Consider the following 14424-nt stretch of genomic DNA (forward strand, 5'->3'; position numbering starts at 1 on the left):
AGACCATGGTAGTAGAAGCGCGTCGGATTCAGATAAAGGGGCAGGTGCAAGGGGTTGGTTTTCGTCCCTTTGTTTACAACCTAGCTCAGCGATTGCGAGTCATTGGCTCTGTGGCTAATGGAACTCAAGGTGTTGAGATCTTTGCTCAGGCTGAACAGCGAGCCCTTGATCTGTTTATTAAGCGGCTGCGTGATGAGCAACCGGCGATGGCGCAGATCGAATCGGTCTCTGTGCAAGATAGTCATATCGATAGCAGCCTTTACGCTTTTTCGATTGAAGAAAGCCAACAGGGCGAAGTGAATCTGTCGGTAACACCGGATGCAGCCGTGTGCCAGGATTGCCTGACCGAGATGTTTGATCCAGATAACCGCCGTTATCAATATCCCTTTATCAACTGTACTAACTGCGGTCCTCGCTACAGTCTGATCAAATCACTGCCATACGACAGAGCCAATACAACCATGGCAGATTTCCAATTGTGCGGAAGCTGCGAGAGCGAGTATCAAACTCCATCAGATCGTCGTTTCCATGCACAACCTAATGCTTGTGCAGATTGCGGCCCTGAACTGAGTTTTTATGGTGCAGATGGTCAGTTAGTTAACTGTGCTGATCCGGTAAAAGAGACTCTGGAGCTGATACAGGCAGGCAAGATCGTTGCAGTTAAGGGTATTGGTGGTTTCCATCTGGTGTGTGATGCCCGAAATACTGCAGTAATTGAGCGTCTGCGTGAGCGTAAACACCGGGATGAGAAACCCTTTGCGGTAATGGCAGCCAATGTTGAATCACTGCAAGGTTACGTTGAGCTGGGGGATAATCGGATACAGCGCCTGCAGACTATGGATGCCGCTATTTGTCTCTGTCCTACAAAAGATGGCCCTCAAGGTAAGCAGCCTTTACCCGAAAGGCTGGCTCCCTGCCTGAGCTGGCTTGGAGTCATGCTTCCCCATTCTCCTTTGCAATATCTGTTATTTCATTATGCAGCAGGCCAGCCTGCCGGCACCGAGTGGTTAAAACAGAAACAGGATCTGTTGCTCGTGATGACCAGTGCCAATCGCAGTGGTAATCCTCTGGTGATCGATAATCAGCAGGCATTGCTGCAGCTGTCAGGTATTGCTGATGCGTTCCTGATGCACAATCGTGAAATCTATACTCGCTGTGATGATTCAGTTCTGAGTTTGGTCGCTGAAAAGCCTGCTTTAATTCGCCGCGGTAGAGGTCTTTCTCCTCAATTTATACCGTTATCTTATTCGTTCCAAGAGTCTGAAAGATCGGTGTTGGCGGTAGGAGGGTTTTTCAAGAATACGGTTTGCCTGACCAAGGGCAGCAGGGCTTATGTCTCTCAATTTATAGGGGACCTCGATAACCCCGAGTGCTGCCGTAATCTGAATCGCACTGTGGAGCAACTTAAGTCTCTGCTTGATATTGAGCCGGACCTAGTGGTTTCAGATCTCCACTCGGATTTTTACAGTTCCCAATTTGCGCGTGAGTACGCACAGAAACACCAGTTACCGTTACAGCAGGTTCAACACCATCATGCTCATATTGCTGCGGTGATAGCAGAGCACCAGATACAAGAGCCTGTGCTAGGCCTCGCTTTAGATGGTTTGGGTTTAGGTGATGACGCCTCTCTCTGGGGCGGGGAATTGCTGCTGGTGGATCAAGGTCAATCACATCGTCTTTCTTCGCTCTCTACTCTAGCGATGCCGGGAGGTGAGCGTGCCGCAAAAGAACCTTGGCGTATGGCTTCAGCAGCTCTGTATCGACTTGGCTTAGGTGATCAGATTGCGGATCGTTTTTCTCATATCGGTGCCGCCGCAATGTTGCAACAACTTTTGGATCAAGGGTTGAATTGTCCAGAAACCAGCAGTGCTGGGCGTTTGTTTGATGCGGTGGCAGGTCTTCTCGGAGTGAAGACAGAAGCAAACTATGAGGCACAGGCTGCGATGATCCTGGAGTCATTAGCCTGGCAATACCTGCAGAATCATGAGCTTCCAGAGAGAGAGTTGTTGATTGAGCAAAATGATTCAGGGTTGAATCCGCTACCACTTCTTAAAGAACTGGTTGATTGTGATGATCCTGCCTACGGTGCTGCTCTGTTCCATAGTCAGCTGATTCAGGCTTTGCATGAGTGGGTCACTTCCAATGCAAAGAAAACGGGTATCAGTTCTGTTGTATTAGCAGGTGGCTGTTTTCTTAATCAACTGTTACTCAGTGAGTTAAGCGCACGTCTAAAAGCTGCGGGTTTGAACGTTTATTGCCCTGAGAAACTTCCCTGTAACGATGGTGGCCTTTCTTTGGGACAAGCGCAGGTAGCGCTGGAAAGAGCATTATTTGTAAATAACGATAATAAAAAATGTGAGGCGGTATGTGCTTAGCCATTCCTGTACGTATTGAAGAGATTATCGATGCTGAAACAGCCATCGCTGATATCGGTGGCGTACGTAAAGAGATTAATGTCGCTTTGATCGGTGATCTCTATGTGGGTGATTACGTCATTATGCATGTGGGTTATGCCCTAAATAAGATCGACCCTGAAGAAGCTGAAAAGACGTTGGCACTGTTTGCCGAGTTAGATGAACTTAGCCAGCAACAGGCTATTGAGGGCTCTTTATGAATAGTGCTGAGGCTCTTGCATCTAACCTTGCTGAAACTCTCACATATATATTCGCTGAGGCTCTCTCACATATACCTGCTGAGGCCCTTTCACCTCACTCCGCTGAGGGCTCTTTATGAAATATGTAGATGAATATCGTGATGGTGCTTTGGCACAGGATATAGCCGCTAAGATCAGGGCTGAGGCTAAATCTGAGCGTGAGTATCACTTTATGGAGTTCTGTGGAGGTCATACCCATGCCATCTTCCGCTATGGCATTCCTGATCTGCTACCTGACAACGTAAAAATGATTCATGGTCCAGGCTGTCCAGTCTGCGTATTACCGATCAGTCGCCTTGATTCGGCTATCGAACTGGCAGTAACTCACGAGGTTATTCTTTGCTCTTACGGTGATATGTTGCGGGTACCAGGTTCACGTAAGCGTAGTTTGCTTAAGGCAAAAGCGGAAGGGGCGGATGTGCGTATGGTTTATTCCTGCATGGATGCGCTGCGTATTGCTCAGGATAATCCCGACCGGGAAGTTGTATTTTTTGCCATAGGTTTTGAAACTACCACTCCACCTACTGCATTGGTGATCCGTCAGGCACAGAAACTGGGGCTGAAAAACTTCAGCGTGTTCTGTAATCACGTATTAACGCCTGCTGCGATCAGCAATATTCTTGAATCTCCCGAAGTGCGTGAACTGGGCGTTTTGCCATTGGATGGTTTTGTGGGCCCCGCTCATGTCAGTACGGTTATAGGTTCTCAGCCTTACTATTACTTCGCTGAGGAATATCAGAAGCCGGTGGTCATCGCAGGCTTTGAACCTCTTGATGTATTACAAGCGATTCTGATGCTGGTACGGCAGATTAATGAAGGTCGTGCGGAGGTTGAGAATGAATTCTCCCGCGCCGTGACTTATGACGGTAACCCGCAGGCTAAATCAGTAGTTGCTGATACCTTTGAATTGCGTCGTTCTTTTGAATGGCGAGGACTGGGTACTGTTCCTTACAGTGCATTAAGAATCAAATCAGAATTTGCAGAGTTTGATGCAGAGAAGCGCTTTACTGTGGAATATCGCAGTGCTCGTGAGAACAAAGCCTGTGAGTGTGGTGCGATTCTTCGTGGTGTTAAGTCGCCAAGAGACTGTACTTTGTTTGGTGACCCCTGTACTCCGGAAAACCCATTAGGTTCCTGCATGGTTTCCAGTGAGGGCGCTTGTGCGGCTTATTACAGTTATGGCCGTTATCAGGAGCGCTCTCACAGCATTAACAGTAACACCATAGCCAGTGATAAAACCCATCCTGCTGCTTGATAAGGCGGTCTATTAAGGGCGTCTAAGAAGAGATAATAACAATGAAAAGAGAAGCTAATTACACCTCCAGCCTGGATTTTAATAAAGGCAAAGTGGAGATGGTTCATGGCAGTGGCGGTAAGGCGATGGCGCAGCTGATTGATGAGCTGTTTATCAAAACGTTCTCCAATGAATGGCTAGACCAAATGAATGATCAGGCTTGTTTTGAGCTGCCAGCAGGTCGGGTGGTGATGGCAACCGACAGTCATGTGATCTCACCGCTGTTTTTCCCTGGTGGTGATATTGGTGCCTTGTCAGTACACGGCACGGTTAATGATGTAGCTATGTCAGGTGCTATCCCAAAATACCTGTCTGTAGGCTTTATTCTGGAAGAAGGTTTTCCTTTGGCTGATCTGAAGCAAATTGTCGAATCTATGGCTCAGGCTGCGGAAGCTGCAGGAGTTGCCATTGTCACCGGTGATACCAAGGTGGTTGAGCGTGGCAAAGGTGATGGCTGCTTTATCAATACCACGGGCATGGGAGTGGTGCCTGCTGGAATTAACATGGGCGGGGACCTCGTACAGGCAGGGGATAAGATTCTGGTCTCAGGGACTTTGGGCGATCACGGGGTTGCAATTATGTCGCTGCGTGAAAACCTGACTTTTGAAACCACTATTGAATCAGATTCCCAGTCTCTCAATGATTTGGTTGCTGCGATGGTTGAAGTGGTGCCTGATATTCACTGCCTGCGTGATCCGACCCGTGGTGGTTTATCTGCGACTTTAAATGAGATCGCACAACAGGCGGGAGTGGGTATGCAGATCTATGAGCAACAGATACCTGTCAAAGCTCAGGTAAAAGCTGCGTGTGAATTCCTTGGCCTGGACCCTCTGTTTGTTGCTAATGAGGGTAAGCTTGTAGCGTTCTGTCCAGAAGATAAAGCTGATGAGTTACTAGCTGTGATGCAGTCTCACTCAAAAGGGCAAGATGCCGCTATTATCGGCGAAGTCACTGAAGATTCATTGAGCTTTGTACAGATGCAGACCGCTTTTGGTGGCAACCGTATGGTGGACTGGATCAACGGTGAACAGCTGCCGAGGATCTGCTAATGCGTATTCTGTTTCTTACTCACGGTTTTAACAGCCTCACACAACGCCTGTTTGTTGAGCTGCGCAGAGATGGACATGAAGTCTCTATCGAGTTTGATATCAATGATGAAGTAGCCGAGGAAGCGGTTGAACTGTTTAAACCGGAACTGATTCTGGCTCCTTTCCTTAAACGTGCTATCCCAGAGTCAATTTGGAAAAAGCATCGTTGCATTATTGTACACCCCGGTATTAAAGGCGATCGTGGTCCATCCTCCGTTGATTGGGCGATCATGAACGGCGAGGAACAGTGGGGCGTTACCTGTCTTGAAGCTACGGCAGAGATGGATGCCGGTGATATCTGGGAATCGGTTGAATTCCCCTTGCGTGATGCCAGCAAGAGTAGCCTTTACCGTAATGAAGTTACCGATGCTGCAGTTGCCGCAGTTAAGTTGACACTAAAACGTATAGAGTCTGGTGATTATCAGCCGGAACCTTTGGATTACACCAATCCTGAGATCAGAGGGCAGTGGAACTGCCTAATGCAGCAGAAAGAGCGTCAGATAAACTGGCAGCTAGATGACACAGAAACCGTATTGCGTAAGATCAATGCCGCAGATTCAATGCCCGGGGTGAAGGATCTGATTGGAGGCAAAAATTATTTTCTCTATAACGCCTATGCGGAGGTTGAACTAGGAGAGAGTAAAGCTGATTCAGGCTCAATTCTGGCAACCCGTGATGGTGCCATTTGTTTTAAAACTATTGATGCAGCAGTCTGGGTCACCCATCTGAAAATTGCCGAACCGGCTCCGGATGAGTTTGCTTTTAAACTGCCTGCTACCCATCTGCTAGGGGAGAAATTGAATCTTGCTCCTGAGGAAATGAGGGTTCAGGAAATTACTTTGCAGCCTGAAGCTATTCCTGAGAGTGGTACCTGGCAGGAGATCCGTTACCGTGAAGAGGGAGAGGTAGGTTATATCTACTTCGATTTCTACAACGGCGCTATGGATACAGAACAATGTCAGCGTCTGCAAAAGGCAATTACTGAAGCAAAGAAAAAGCCGATCAAGCTCCTGGTGCTGATGGGAGGTGAGGAGTTCTGGTCTAACGGTATTCACCTAAATCAGATAGAAGCGGCTGAAAGTCCTGCAGAAGAGTCCTGGCGCAATATCAACGCCATGAATGACCTTTGCCTTGAGATTATTAATACGCCAAACCAACTGACGATGGTTGCCATGCGCGGTAATGCCGGTGCGGGTGGTGTATTTATGGCTTTGGCAGCAGACCAGGTGTACGCACGGGGCAATGTAATCCTTAACCCACACTACAAATCGATGGGTAACCTATACGGCTCAGAGTACTGGACCTATCTGCTGCCAAAACGAGTGGGTGAGGATAATGCTCAGCAGTTGATGCAAAACAGACACCCTTTGTCCGCAGCAGAAGCTGAGCAGCTGGGCTTAATTGATGTCTGCCTAAATCAAAGCCGGGAAGGGTTTGTGCAACAGATCAGTTCCGAAGCGCAGCAATTGGCCAATTGCACTGACCATGGCCAACGTTTGGCAGAGAAAAACCTTCGCAGGCAGCACGATGAATTACAGAAACCCCTCTCAAATTATCGAGCTGAAGAGCTGGAGCAGATGAAACTGAATTTCTTTGGTTTTGATCCGAGCTACCATGTAGCGCGTTACCACTTTGTTGAGAAATTGCCGAAAGCGCGGACACCCGCCTACCTGGCAAGTCATCGTAAGATATAACTTGCAGAGATTCTTGAAGAGCGATAAAGTCAGCCTTGTAACTTTTGACATCAAGAGTAGGGCTGACGTCCTCGCCAACCTGCCAACCTGGGCAAGGTGGTTGCTGAAAAGCGATGTGGTCGATACCGACAATTAATCAGGTAGACCTCTTAATAAGTAATACCCGCGTCAGTCCTCATAAACTAGTTAACTTATGAGGGCATCTCATGTTTGAAGCACATTCAATTTATTCTCAAGATCTGTTTTCTGCGAATTCAGTTAGTTTACCCTGCAAGCGATTTAACCGTACCCATGTTGAAACACTCAAACCATTGAGTATCTGGTTTGTTGAAGGGAAAAGGAAACTGCCGACGGGCGAAATCAACAAAGCGATTTTCGTTTACAGCGAATACAGGGATAACAAGGGTGATCAGCGCTTTGCTTGCCAGCAATACCTTTATCCAGATCATTTACAGGAGGTTGATATCGAACGCTATATCCTGCTGGCTACGGAACAGCCAATTATGGTGTAGATGAGGGGTGGTCAGTCGGTGGTTAATACGCAGTTCGAGCAACTTTGATTTTCGGCACAGTTGCATGAAGCCTTTTGTTCAAGTTCGTTAAGCATCGACATGACCTGACCTTTGATCTCTTCTGGTATCTGCTCTTTCTGATGGTAAAGTTGGGTCATTTCGTTGACCTGTTCAAAAGTCAAAGTAATAGGAGTAGAGCTGAAGTTACATGTTTTTAGCTGATAATCGACTTTATTTGTTTTGATATGAATTGTTGACTCAACTGACGGGATACCTTTGAACTTGAAACCTTTCTTGTTCATCAGGCTTAGAATAGAGAAAGAGATAGGTGCACAAATTTCATTATCTGTGGCACCAAGGCTTGTAACAAAAATACTCATTCAAATCCCTATGTATTTCCCTGTAGTGTAAGCGCTATAAGCTTAGATCAATCTTGAAGACTTAGACACTCTGATTAGCTGTAGTAACTTTCCGTATAACTGGTCGGTTTAGTATTCTCAACTCATGAGGCTACTTGTAGACTTTCCAACGCCCACCTAATTGCTTCCTGCTGGGCATCGAGAAGATGGTAGTTGTTGCTTGAGCCTGAAAGACAATCCCAGTTATAACGGGAGAAGTTAATGACATCATTTAGCATAATCCCCAGATCTCCTTCCCGATGAGCTAAGGCTTCGTAAAGACTCTCATCCAGTGCTAACTGTTTGTTCAGATCTAACATGGGGATAGCAAAAAGGGCATCCGCTCCAGACAGTATACCAATCATAAAACCCTGTCCTGGTTCGATCTGATAGTGCGGAGCCATAGATTCACACATCTTTGCACGTATTAACAATTCACGACAAAGTTCATCTGGAACATCGAGGGACCCGGACATAGAAACAATCAGAGCCCAGCGTTTCAGTTCATTTAGACCCAGCAAGACAATTGCTTCACTGATGGTTGGTATTGAGCGTTGTAATGTATAAGTCGCTGAATTAACAATCTTAAGTAGTTTTACCGTTAAGCGCGGATCTTTGGCGATGACACTTTCCAGATCCTCTGGTGTCACTTCCGGGTTGGACAGTTCTGATAGTAGCTCCATCAGAATGAGTTCGCTGCCGCTGGCTCTTTTTCCAGGAACCATCTCTGGGTGGGCAAAAAAATACCCCTGAAAAAGTCGGAAACCAAGTTTTTTAAAACGGTTATATTCGAAGATGTTTTCTACTTTCTCGGCCAGTAGAACGACTGAGCTTTTATAAGGTTCCAGCCTTTCAAGGGTATGGAAAAGCTTTTTCCCTTTGGTTTCGAGAACATCTATCTTCACAACATCAACCACATCCATGATGCGATCAAATTCATCTTTCCAGGTAAAATCATCTAACGCTATTTTGAACCCCATGGCTGAGAGTTCACGAATCCGTTTTTCCGATCTGTCGTTGATCTCAATATCTTCGAGTATTTCCAGTACGACATTATCAGAGGAGAAGCTGGGCAGGTCTTTAAACAATAGCTCTTCGTTGATGTTCAGGAATGCAGGTAGTACTCGCATACTGCCTTGATGAAATACACCCGTATAGGCGCTGATTAGAACTTCGCAGGTAGCAGATGTGCCATCAAAAAAATCACCAGGTGGGCAGCCATGGCTATCCCTATAGAGCAATTCATAGCCGACCGTCTGCCAGTGCAGATCAAGGATGGGCTGTCGTGCCATTAGGATCTGTTCGCTCATGCTGTTTCCTATACAACCATGGAAGACACGTACCTAAGCCGATGTTCACGGATTGTGAGCGACTTGGCTTATAGCACTATCTTTTGAATATACAGTTAACAGCAGGTTTTGCCTAAAAAAAAGCAAAAAAAACCGGGCTAATGCCCGGTTTTTTAGAAAGTGTATAGCTTACTTAGTCATAGACTGCAGTTCAGCCATAGCAGCTTCGCGAGTTTCGTTCGCGATAGAAGTGAAAGCTTCGCCCTGGCTTTTCAGCAGTTCGAACAGAGCTTTGTTAGCTTCCATGTTGAACTTGATCAGTTCTTCTGGAGTTTTCAGCTCTTTAGCTTTCTCAGCTTCAGACTGGAAGAAAGAAGTCAGTTCTTCACCAGACTTTTTCTGCTGCTCGATAGATTTAGTGATCGCTGCAGCCTGCAGGTTCATCAGAGACTGAACGGCATCGAAAGATTTCTGGAAATCAACAGTATTAGTCATGTTATTTCTCCTAAAAAAGATTATGTTGCACTGCACAATATGAAAGCCATTTTAGGCGATTTTTTGATCATGTCAACACTTTTTTTGTGCAGTGCACAAAAATAATAAATTGAGCAGTACATCTGGGCTGTTTAAGCGGATCATAACGCCATCATATGAAAGAAAGATGTCTGGACCTTAGTCTGACAAATTGATCTAATTGCTGCCTCTTTGACAAGCAGGCTGGTAAAACTCATGGCAGGTGTAGAAACCATACTTACTCTTTTTATCCTGATAGGTCTGGGATATGTAGGTAAACGTACGGTATTAGCAGGGCACTCTTTAGCGCCTGTAAACGCATTTGTTTATTACTTTGCGGTTCCTGCGCTGTTGTTTAATTCAGTCTATAAGCTTTCGCTCGACAGTCTGTTCCAGCCTTATTATCTGTTAGCGTTCCTGATTGCGGTGGTGTTAACCGCGTTGATTGCTGCAGCAGGATGTGCCTTTTTCTTTAGCGAACGGAATAAGGAAGTTCTGGTTATACGTGCGCTAAACGGTACCTTCTCGAACTACGCTTATATGGGCATTCCTTTGGTTTTTGGATTGCTGGGTGAGGCGGCGTATGGAGCGATGATTAGTATAATTCTGCTGGGGAATGTTTTTCAGATTGGGGGCACACAGTTCCTGATTGAAAGTCAGCGTCAAGAAGGGAAGGGGTTTAAGCAACTTCTTACCATCCTTGATAAATCTCTGTTACGTAGTCCTATCTTTCTTTCAACGTTTTTGGGCGTGTTTTTTTCCGCAACAGAGATGCCACTGCCGGTCATTTTATCTTCGACGCTAGAACTATTAGCGCCAGCCACTGTACCTGTAGCTTTGTTCTGTTTGGGAGCTAGTCTTGAGTTTCGTACGCTTAAACAGAGTAAAGCCGAACTGCTCTGGCTTGTTGTGGTAAAGCTGGTTGTTCATCCATTGCTAACTCTGCTTATTTTTAAAGCGGCGGGCCTAGATGATCAGAACTGGATTCTGGCTGCAGTTTTCCTTGCTGCTCTACCAACGGGTGCGCTAGCCCATGTAATGGCGTTACGCTACGACGTTAAAGAGAAGGAAACTTCGCTCACCGTTGTTCTTTCTACACTAGCGGCTCTAGTAAGTGTTTCTTTCTGGGTTACGTTGTTGAATTAGGAGTTAGAGTTAAGAGATTAGGGGGACAGGTTTAAACCTGTCCCTTGATCCATATATGAGAGTCCAGATATGAGAGCAGATCAATCTTCCTGCTCTAAAGCTTCTCGCAACTGGTTGATCACTTTGCTTGGCAGGCGATTGATAATGATTCGGCCATTATCTTCATCAAATTCCACATCTTTACCTGCATTCAGTTCGCCAAAAGTGCGTTTGCTGAAATCCAGGCTCCAGTTATCAGATTTGACCTTCAACTTAGAGAAGCGATTGATGGTACTTGTATGAGGCTGAAACTCCTGGCTGACGTTATAAGGGCCTTTGTTAGCAAAGGTGCCAAATGTTCCTGCAGTAGTTTCTGCCTGCTCTGGTGGGATGTAAGCATCAAATAGATTCTGAATATCGTTCAGGTTTGCTGACTCTTTCTCTGAACGCTGGCGTTCGAGGTAGCTGACCACGTCTTCTACCACCTCTTCCTTACGGTCCGACATGCTGTTCTGGTTACAGAAGTCCCGTGCAGCACGGATCAGTTCGCCAGTGGATTTTCGGGAAGGAGTTACATCGGTACAACCAAATGCGGTTGAGAAGTAGTGAGTGATTTCACCTTTCTCTTTACTGCCGATAAAGCTCAGGTAGCTATCCTGTTTTTTGCGGAAAGTGCTGATGTTGATACGTGCTGCCTGATGCAGCTGATCAAGGTTTACTTCCATCACTTCGGTAGGACGAAGGTCATTATCAAACACAATGCTGGCTTTATCTCTCACAAGAGCGATTAGTAGGTATTCGTATCGATCACTGGCATAGAGGGCGAAAAGAACGTAACCACCATGAGCAGTATGAGCTGATGGGTTATTTATCGCTACGGCCAGCTGAGCCATGCTTTTATCACATAAATCTTTGAAGTTAGCTTCATTCCATTCTGCACTAGCGAAGTTCTCAAAGGCGGAGATAAATGGGTAACCCTCTTCATTCTCATGGTTGAAAGAGCCGTGGGTCAGGCTGGAACGACGGCTGAAGGCTGAATTCAGAGTATCAAACAACTGGATTGCCATCGGGTCGGTAATAGAGACAACGCCTCCTCGGTCCGTAATACGTGCTGGTGCATCTTCAGACTCTTTTACCAATTCACGGATAGCCAGATGTTTTAGTTCCATGCTCACCTCAAGGATTAATGACAGCGTTCGAGACAGGCGATTGTATTTAAAAGCGCTCAGCAATGCAGTATAAAGATGGCCTTCATTTATTGCTGACGGGCTTTTAGGAACAATCAATGGCTTTAAAACCTACCATCTACAAGGCAACGCTGAATCTGGTTGATATGAATCGTGATATTTATACGACTGAAAAATTAACGCTGGCGTTGCATCCTTCAGAGACTCAGACCCGGATGATGGTGCGTTTACTGGCCTATGCGCTTAACTACGATGAGGATATCCAGTTCACCAAAGGCCTTTCAACGGCAGATGAACCTGACTTGTGGATCGTTCGCCCGGATGGATCAATTCCTAGCTGGATTGAAGTGGGGCAGGCTTCGGCTGACCGATTGCGTAAAGGTGTAAGTCGTGCTGATCTGGTCAAACTCTATGCTTATGGCTCTGAAGTGGATATCTGGTGGGAAAAACACGGCGGAGCGATCAGCGCTTTGCCTAAAACGGAGGTGTTCAGTTTTCCTTCTGAGCAGGCAGAATCACTATCTCAATTGTGTGACCGTAATATGGAACTGACTATCACCATTAGTGAAAATCAGCTATTTGTAGCGGCAGGAGATCACCAGGTTGAGGTGGAGCTAATGAGTCTGTCTGCTGATTAATAATCCACTTTCCCTCGATTCTTTTTAGTCTGCCCACGCTGGGTCTTCTTATCCATTCGTTTCCGCTGAGAGCTTCGCGTGGGCTTAGTTGCCCGGCGAGCTTTCTCTACGTGGGTCGCTTTTAGAATGATCTGCTTGAGACGTTCTAATGCATCAATTCTGTTTCTTTCCTGATCACGGAAATTCTGCGCTTTAATTACGATAACGCCATCACTGCTAATTCTCTGGTCACGAAAGTTCAGCAGACGTTCTTTGTAAAAGTCTGGTAAGGAGGAGCGTTTGATATCAAAGCGCAGATGGATAGCACTGGATACCTTGTTTACATTCTGCCCGCCACTACCCTGAGCGCGGATAGCGTTGAATTCAAGTTCAGAATCGGGGATGGATACACGGCTGGAAATCTCTAACATGGCGGAATCATATCAATATTGTGATCTTAATTCTGCGCCAACTTGAAAAGATTTCCTGATGATTTTCGTTCGAAAATTTGAATTATCAGGTGTAGTAAACCACGCTTGAAATTGCATTCAGGAAATGGAGGCCTTATGGATACCATTTGTTGGCATTGTACGCAGTTAATTGAATCTCCGATTATTACTGAGCCGCATGAGCAGCTCACTGCTCTAAAGTCGAGAGCCGGCGCGACAATCTATCGCTGCCGTTCATGTCGTACCATGTTTGAATTTACTGACGATTCGATCTACCTATTGGTGACCAATCCAAAGAGTCAGCGGGTCGCTGAGGCAAGATGTGCCTGATCTAAGATGATCCGTCTCGATTAATTTTGGGAAACGTACAGGTAGGTACTGAGAAGGTACTGAGACTGTTATTTTGTCAAACCTCAGTCGTTAAAATTTTCTCATCGAAATCATACTCGTCAAAATCTTATTCATCGAAATCATAATCATCAAAAACGTCCTGGATATCTCGCATTAATTCCCGTTCTTCTCGCATCTCTTCTAGACGTCTGCGTTTAGCCGGGTTAATCGCATCTTTCTTATAGATCGTAGAGTCAGCTTGAGCCTCTTCTGATTCTTCTTCTGTCACATACTCTTCCAAGTCAACACTGGTGTTTGACTCAAGATCAGCAGCACGTTGTTCACTCATATCCAGACCTCACTACCACGTTTTGAAAAGCCTATAGCCTGATTATGGTACAGATTTGGAAATTGGAAAGTTAAGGACGCAGCAAATTAACGCTTTGCGACTATCGTTGATAAAAGGCATGAAAAAGGTCGGGCTTTTCAGCCCGACTTAACCACTTTTGGGTGATGGTAGAAAATAGGAAAAGTCTGGTGGCAGTACCACCAGAAAAGGAATTCTTACTTGGTTTTTAGAACCAGGGTGGAGTGTAAGAAGTCCGGTGAATTAAGCGATCAGGAAAAGCGCACCAAGTGTTGCTGTTAGAGCGCCAAATGCTTGATGAAGCAGCGGTAAACGGTTCTGAATTTTAGTCATACCGGTTTTGCCTGCGAACTGCAGTGCCAGTGATGATGCGATAAAACCGGTAGCAAATGCGAAGGTAGATACCAGACCCATCTCAGCGCCATGTGCCGCGCCATGGAACAGGGCAAAACCACCAACAATTGGTAGTGCTGCAGCAAGTTTCATTTGCTGAGTGGTTGCGATAAACAGGCCTAACACCATAACTGAAACTGCAATACCTCCTTCAACTACTGGAAGTGCAAAACCAGAAACTGCCAGCATAAAGCCTGCAAGCAACATGAGAGTGAAGGTTGCAGGAATAAGGCTGGTTGCTTTGTCTTTTTGCATAGCCGCCCAGATACCCACGGCAAGCATTGCCAGAAGGTGGTCTACACCAGTAAGTGGGTGCAGAAGACCTGATACCAGACCTGATTCCATCAGGTGAGAGGTATGAGCCAAAGCAGGATTTGCCAGTAGAGAACTGCTGATTGCCAGAGCTGGAAGAAGTACAGGGTTAGATTTCATCTCTATCTACCTTAATTCGTATTTGTTTTTTTTGTATCGCAGGTGATATTGCTATTCCAATTAGATAGCAAAGCCAATGCCAA

Annotated in this window: 16 protein-coding genes and 1 riboswitch; of the genes, 9 read left to right on the forward strand and 7 right to left on the reverse strand. The window is 46.0% G+C overall.

The annotated features are described in order from the left end of the window. The first annotated feature begins 5 nt into the window (after positions 1-5). From hypF to GY843_RS20555, 6 genes are all read left to right on the forward strand, one after another. Positions 6-2375 (forward strand): carbamoyltransferase HypF, encoded by a 2370-nt coding sequence (gene hypF, locus GY843_RS20530; protein ID WP_297312523.1) that lies wholly within the window; start codon positions 6-8, stop codon positions 2373-2375. Beyond that, positions 2366-2614 carry a HypC/HybG/HupF family hydrogenase formation chaperone gene (locus GY843_RS20535; RefSeq protein WP_297312525.1) on the forward strand — a complete coding sequence of 83 codons (249 nt, stop codon included), beginning with the start codon at positions 2366-2368 and terminating at the stop codon, positions 2612-2614. The genes hypF and GY843_RS20535 overlap by 10 nt, the downstream gene beginning before the upstream one ends. 115 nt (positions 2615-2729) lie before the next feature. Next, positions 2730-3908 carry a hydrogenase formation protein HypD gene (hypD, locus tag GY843_RS20540; protein WP_297312527.1) on the forward strand — a complete coding sequence of 393 codons (1179 nt, stop codon included), beginning with the start codon at positions 2730-2732 and terminating at the stop codon, positions 3906-3908. A 41-nt stretch (positions 3909-3949) separates the two neighbouring features. Then, positions 3950-4996, forward strand: coding sequence for a hydrogenase expression/formation protein HypE (hypE, locus tag GY843_RS20545; protein ID WP_297312529.1), 1047 nt, complete (start codon positions 3950-3952; stop codon positions 4994-4996). Further along, positions 4996-6729: a hydrogenase maturation protein gene (locus GY843_RS20550; RefSeq protein WP_297312531.1), complete on the forward strand. Its 1734-nt coding sequence runs from the start codon at positions 4996-4998 to the stop codon at positions 6727-6729. The genes hypE and GY843_RS20550 overlap by 1 nt, the downstream gene beginning before the upstream one ends. A gap of 42 nt (positions 6730-6771) precedes the next feature. Next, positions 6772-6875, forward strand: a riboswitch (SAM-I-IV-variant riboswitch). A gap of 60 nt (positions 6876-6935) precedes the next feature. Beyond that, a complete protein-coding gene (locus GY843_RS20555) occupies positions 6936-7241 on the forward strand; it encodes a hypothetical protein (protein ID WP_297312533.1) in 306 nt (101 codons plus the stop codon). 11 nt (positions 7242-7252) lie between these two features. On the opposite strand, the gene GY843_RS20560 is transcribed toward GY843_RS20555, so the two are convergent. The 3 genes from GY843_RS20560 to GY843_RS20570 form a co-directional block, all read right to left on the reverse strand. Continuing rightward, positions 7253-7621, reverse strand: a complete 369-nt coding sequence (locus GY843_RS20560; protein ID WP_297312534.1) for a hypothetical protein — start codon at positions 7619-7621, stop codon at positions 7253-7255. Between the two features lie 122 nt (positions 7622-7743). Continuing rightward, complete coding sequence (locus tag GY843_RS20565) at positions 7744-8949, reverse strand: EAL and HDOD domain-containing protein (RefSeq protein ID WP_297312536.1); 1206 nt, start codon at positions 8947-8949, stop codon at positions 7744-7746. A gap of 168 nt (positions 8950-9117) precedes the next feature. After that, a complete protein-coding gene (locus GY843_RS20570) occupies positions 9118-9423 on the reverse strand; it encodes a hypothetical protein (protein ID WP_297312538.1) in 306 nt (101 codons plus the stop codon). 234 nt (positions 9424-9657) lie between these two features. On the opposite strand from GY843_RS20570, the gene GY843_RS20575 reads away from it, so the two are divergent. Continuing rightward, entirely contained in the window at positions 9658-10587 is a 930-nt protein-coding gene (locus tag GY843_RS20575) for an AEC family transporter (protein WP_297312540.1), read from the forward strand. An 80-nt stretch (positions 10588-10667) separates the two neighbouring features. Here GY843_RS20575 and GY843_RS20580 read toward each other — a convergent pair whose 3' ends face one another. After that, positions 10668-11735: a nucleoid-associated protein gene (locus GY843_RS20580; protein ID WP_297312542.1), complete on the reverse strand. Its 1068-nt coding sequence runs from the start codon at positions 11733-11735 to the stop codon at positions 10668-10670. Positions 11736-11851: 116 nt separating this feature from the next. On the opposite strand from GY843_RS20580, the gene GY843_RS20585 reads away from it, so the two are divergent. Beyond that, positions 11852-12391 (forward strand): YaeQ family protein, encoded by a 540-nt coding sequence (locus tag GY843_RS20585; protein ID WP_297312544.1) that lies wholly within the window; start codon positions 11852-11854, stop codon positions 12389-12391. Here the strand turns inward: GY843_RS20585 and arfB are convergent. Continuing rightward, positions 12388-12801: an alternative ribosome rescue aminoacyl-tRNA hydrolase ArfB gene (gene arfB / locus GY843_RS20590; protein ID WP_297312546.1), complete on the reverse strand. Its 414-nt coding sequence runs from the start codon at positions 12799-12801 to the stop codon at positions 12388-12390. The two genes, GY843_RS20585 and arfB, sit on opposite strands and share 4 nt — an antisense overlap. Before the next feature lie 135 nt (positions 12802-12936). Here arfB and GY843_RS20595 point away from each other — a divergent pair, with 135 nt between their 5' ends. After that, complete coding sequence (locus GY843_RS20595) at positions 12937-13149, forward strand: hypothetical protein (protein ID WP_297312548.1); 213 nt, start codon at positions 12937-12939, stop codon at positions 13147-13149. A 127-nt stretch (positions 13150-13276) separates the two neighbouring features. Here the strand turns inward: GY843_RS20595 and GY843_RS20600 are convergent, their stop codons facing one another. Beyond that, a complete protein-coding gene (locus tag GY843_RS20600; protein WP_297312549.1) occupies positions 13277-13498 on the reverse strand; it encodes a PA3496 family putative envelope integrity protein in 222 nt (73 codons plus the stop codon). 261 nt (positions 13499-13759) lie between these two features. Then, positions 13760-14341: a HupE/UreJ family protein gene (locus GY843_RS20605; protein ID WP_297312551.1), complete on the reverse strand. Its 582-nt coding sequence runs from the start codon at positions 14339-14341 to the stop codon at positions 13760-13762. Positions 14342-14424: the final 83 nt, after the last annotated feature.

The organism is Neptuniibacter sp. (assembly GCF_024231755.1).
Classification (GTDB): Bacteria; Pseudomonadota; Gammaproteobacteria; order Pseudomonadales; family Balneatricaceae; genus Neptuniibacter.

Bases quoted from the DNA above. Each gene is read 5' to 3' on its own strand.
- GY843_RS20560 (WP_297312534.1), bottom strand. From the start codon at position 7,621: ATGAGTATTTTTGTTACAAGCCTTGGTGCCACAGATAATGAAATTTGT.
- hypF (WP_297312523.1), top strand. From the start codon at position 6: ATGGTAGTAGAAGCGCGTCGGATTCAGATAAAGGGGCAGGTGCAAGGG.
- GY843_RS20575 (WP_297312540.1), top strand. From the start codon at position 9,658: ATGGCAGGTGTAGAAACCATACTTACTCTTTTTATCCTGATAGGTCTG.
- GY843_RS20605 (WP_297312551.1), bottom strand. From the start codon at position 14,341: ATGAAATCTAACCCTGTACTTCTTCCAGCTCTGGCAATCAGCAGTTCT.
- GY843_RS20555 (WP_297312533.1), top strand. From the start codon at position 6,936: ATGTTTGAAGCACATTCAATTTATTCTCAAGATCTGTTTTCTGCGAAT.
- arfB (WP_297312546.1), bottom strand. From the start codon at position 12,801: ATGTTAGAGATTTCCAGCCGTGTATCCATCCCCGATTCTGAACTTGAA.
- GY843_RS20585 (WP_297312544.1), top strand. From the start codon at position 11,852: ATGGCTTTAAAACCTACCATCTACAAGGCAACGCTGAATCTGGTTGAT.
- hypD (WP_297312527.1), top strand. From the start codon at position 2,730: ATGAAATATGTAGATGAATATCGTGATGGTGCTTTGGCACAGGATATA.
- GY843_RS20550 (WP_297312531.1), top strand. From the start codon at position 4,996: ATGCGTATTCTGTTTCTTACTCACGGTTTTAACAGCCTCACACAACGC.
- GY843_RS20595 (WP_297312548.1), top strand. From the start codon at position 12,937: ATGGATACCATTTGTTGGCATTGTACGCAGTTAATTGAATCTCCGATT.
- GY843_RS20570 (WP_297312538.1), bottom strand. From the start codon at position 9,423: ATGACTAATACTGTTGATTTCCAGAAATCTTTCGATGCCGTTCAGTCT.
- hypE (WP_297312529.1), top strand. From the start codon at position 3,950: ATGAAAAGAGAAGCTAATTACACCTCCAGCCTGGATTTTAATAAAGGC.
- GY843_RS20600 (WP_297312549.1), bottom strand. From the start codon at position 13,498: ATGAGTGAACAACGTGCTGCTGATCTTGAGTCAAACACCAGTGTTGAC.
- GY843_RS20535 (WP_297312525.1), top strand. From the start codon at position 2,366: ATGTGCTTAGCCATTCCTGTACGTATTGAAGAGATTATCGATGCTGAA.
- GY843_RS20580 (WP_297312542.1), bottom strand. From the start codon at position 11,735: ATGGAACTAAAACATCTGGCTATCCGTGAATTGGTAAAAGAGTCTGAA.
- GY843_RS20565 (WP_297312536.1), bottom strand. From the start codon at position 8,949: ATGAGCGAACAGATCCTAATGGCACGACAGCCCATCCTTGATCTGCAC.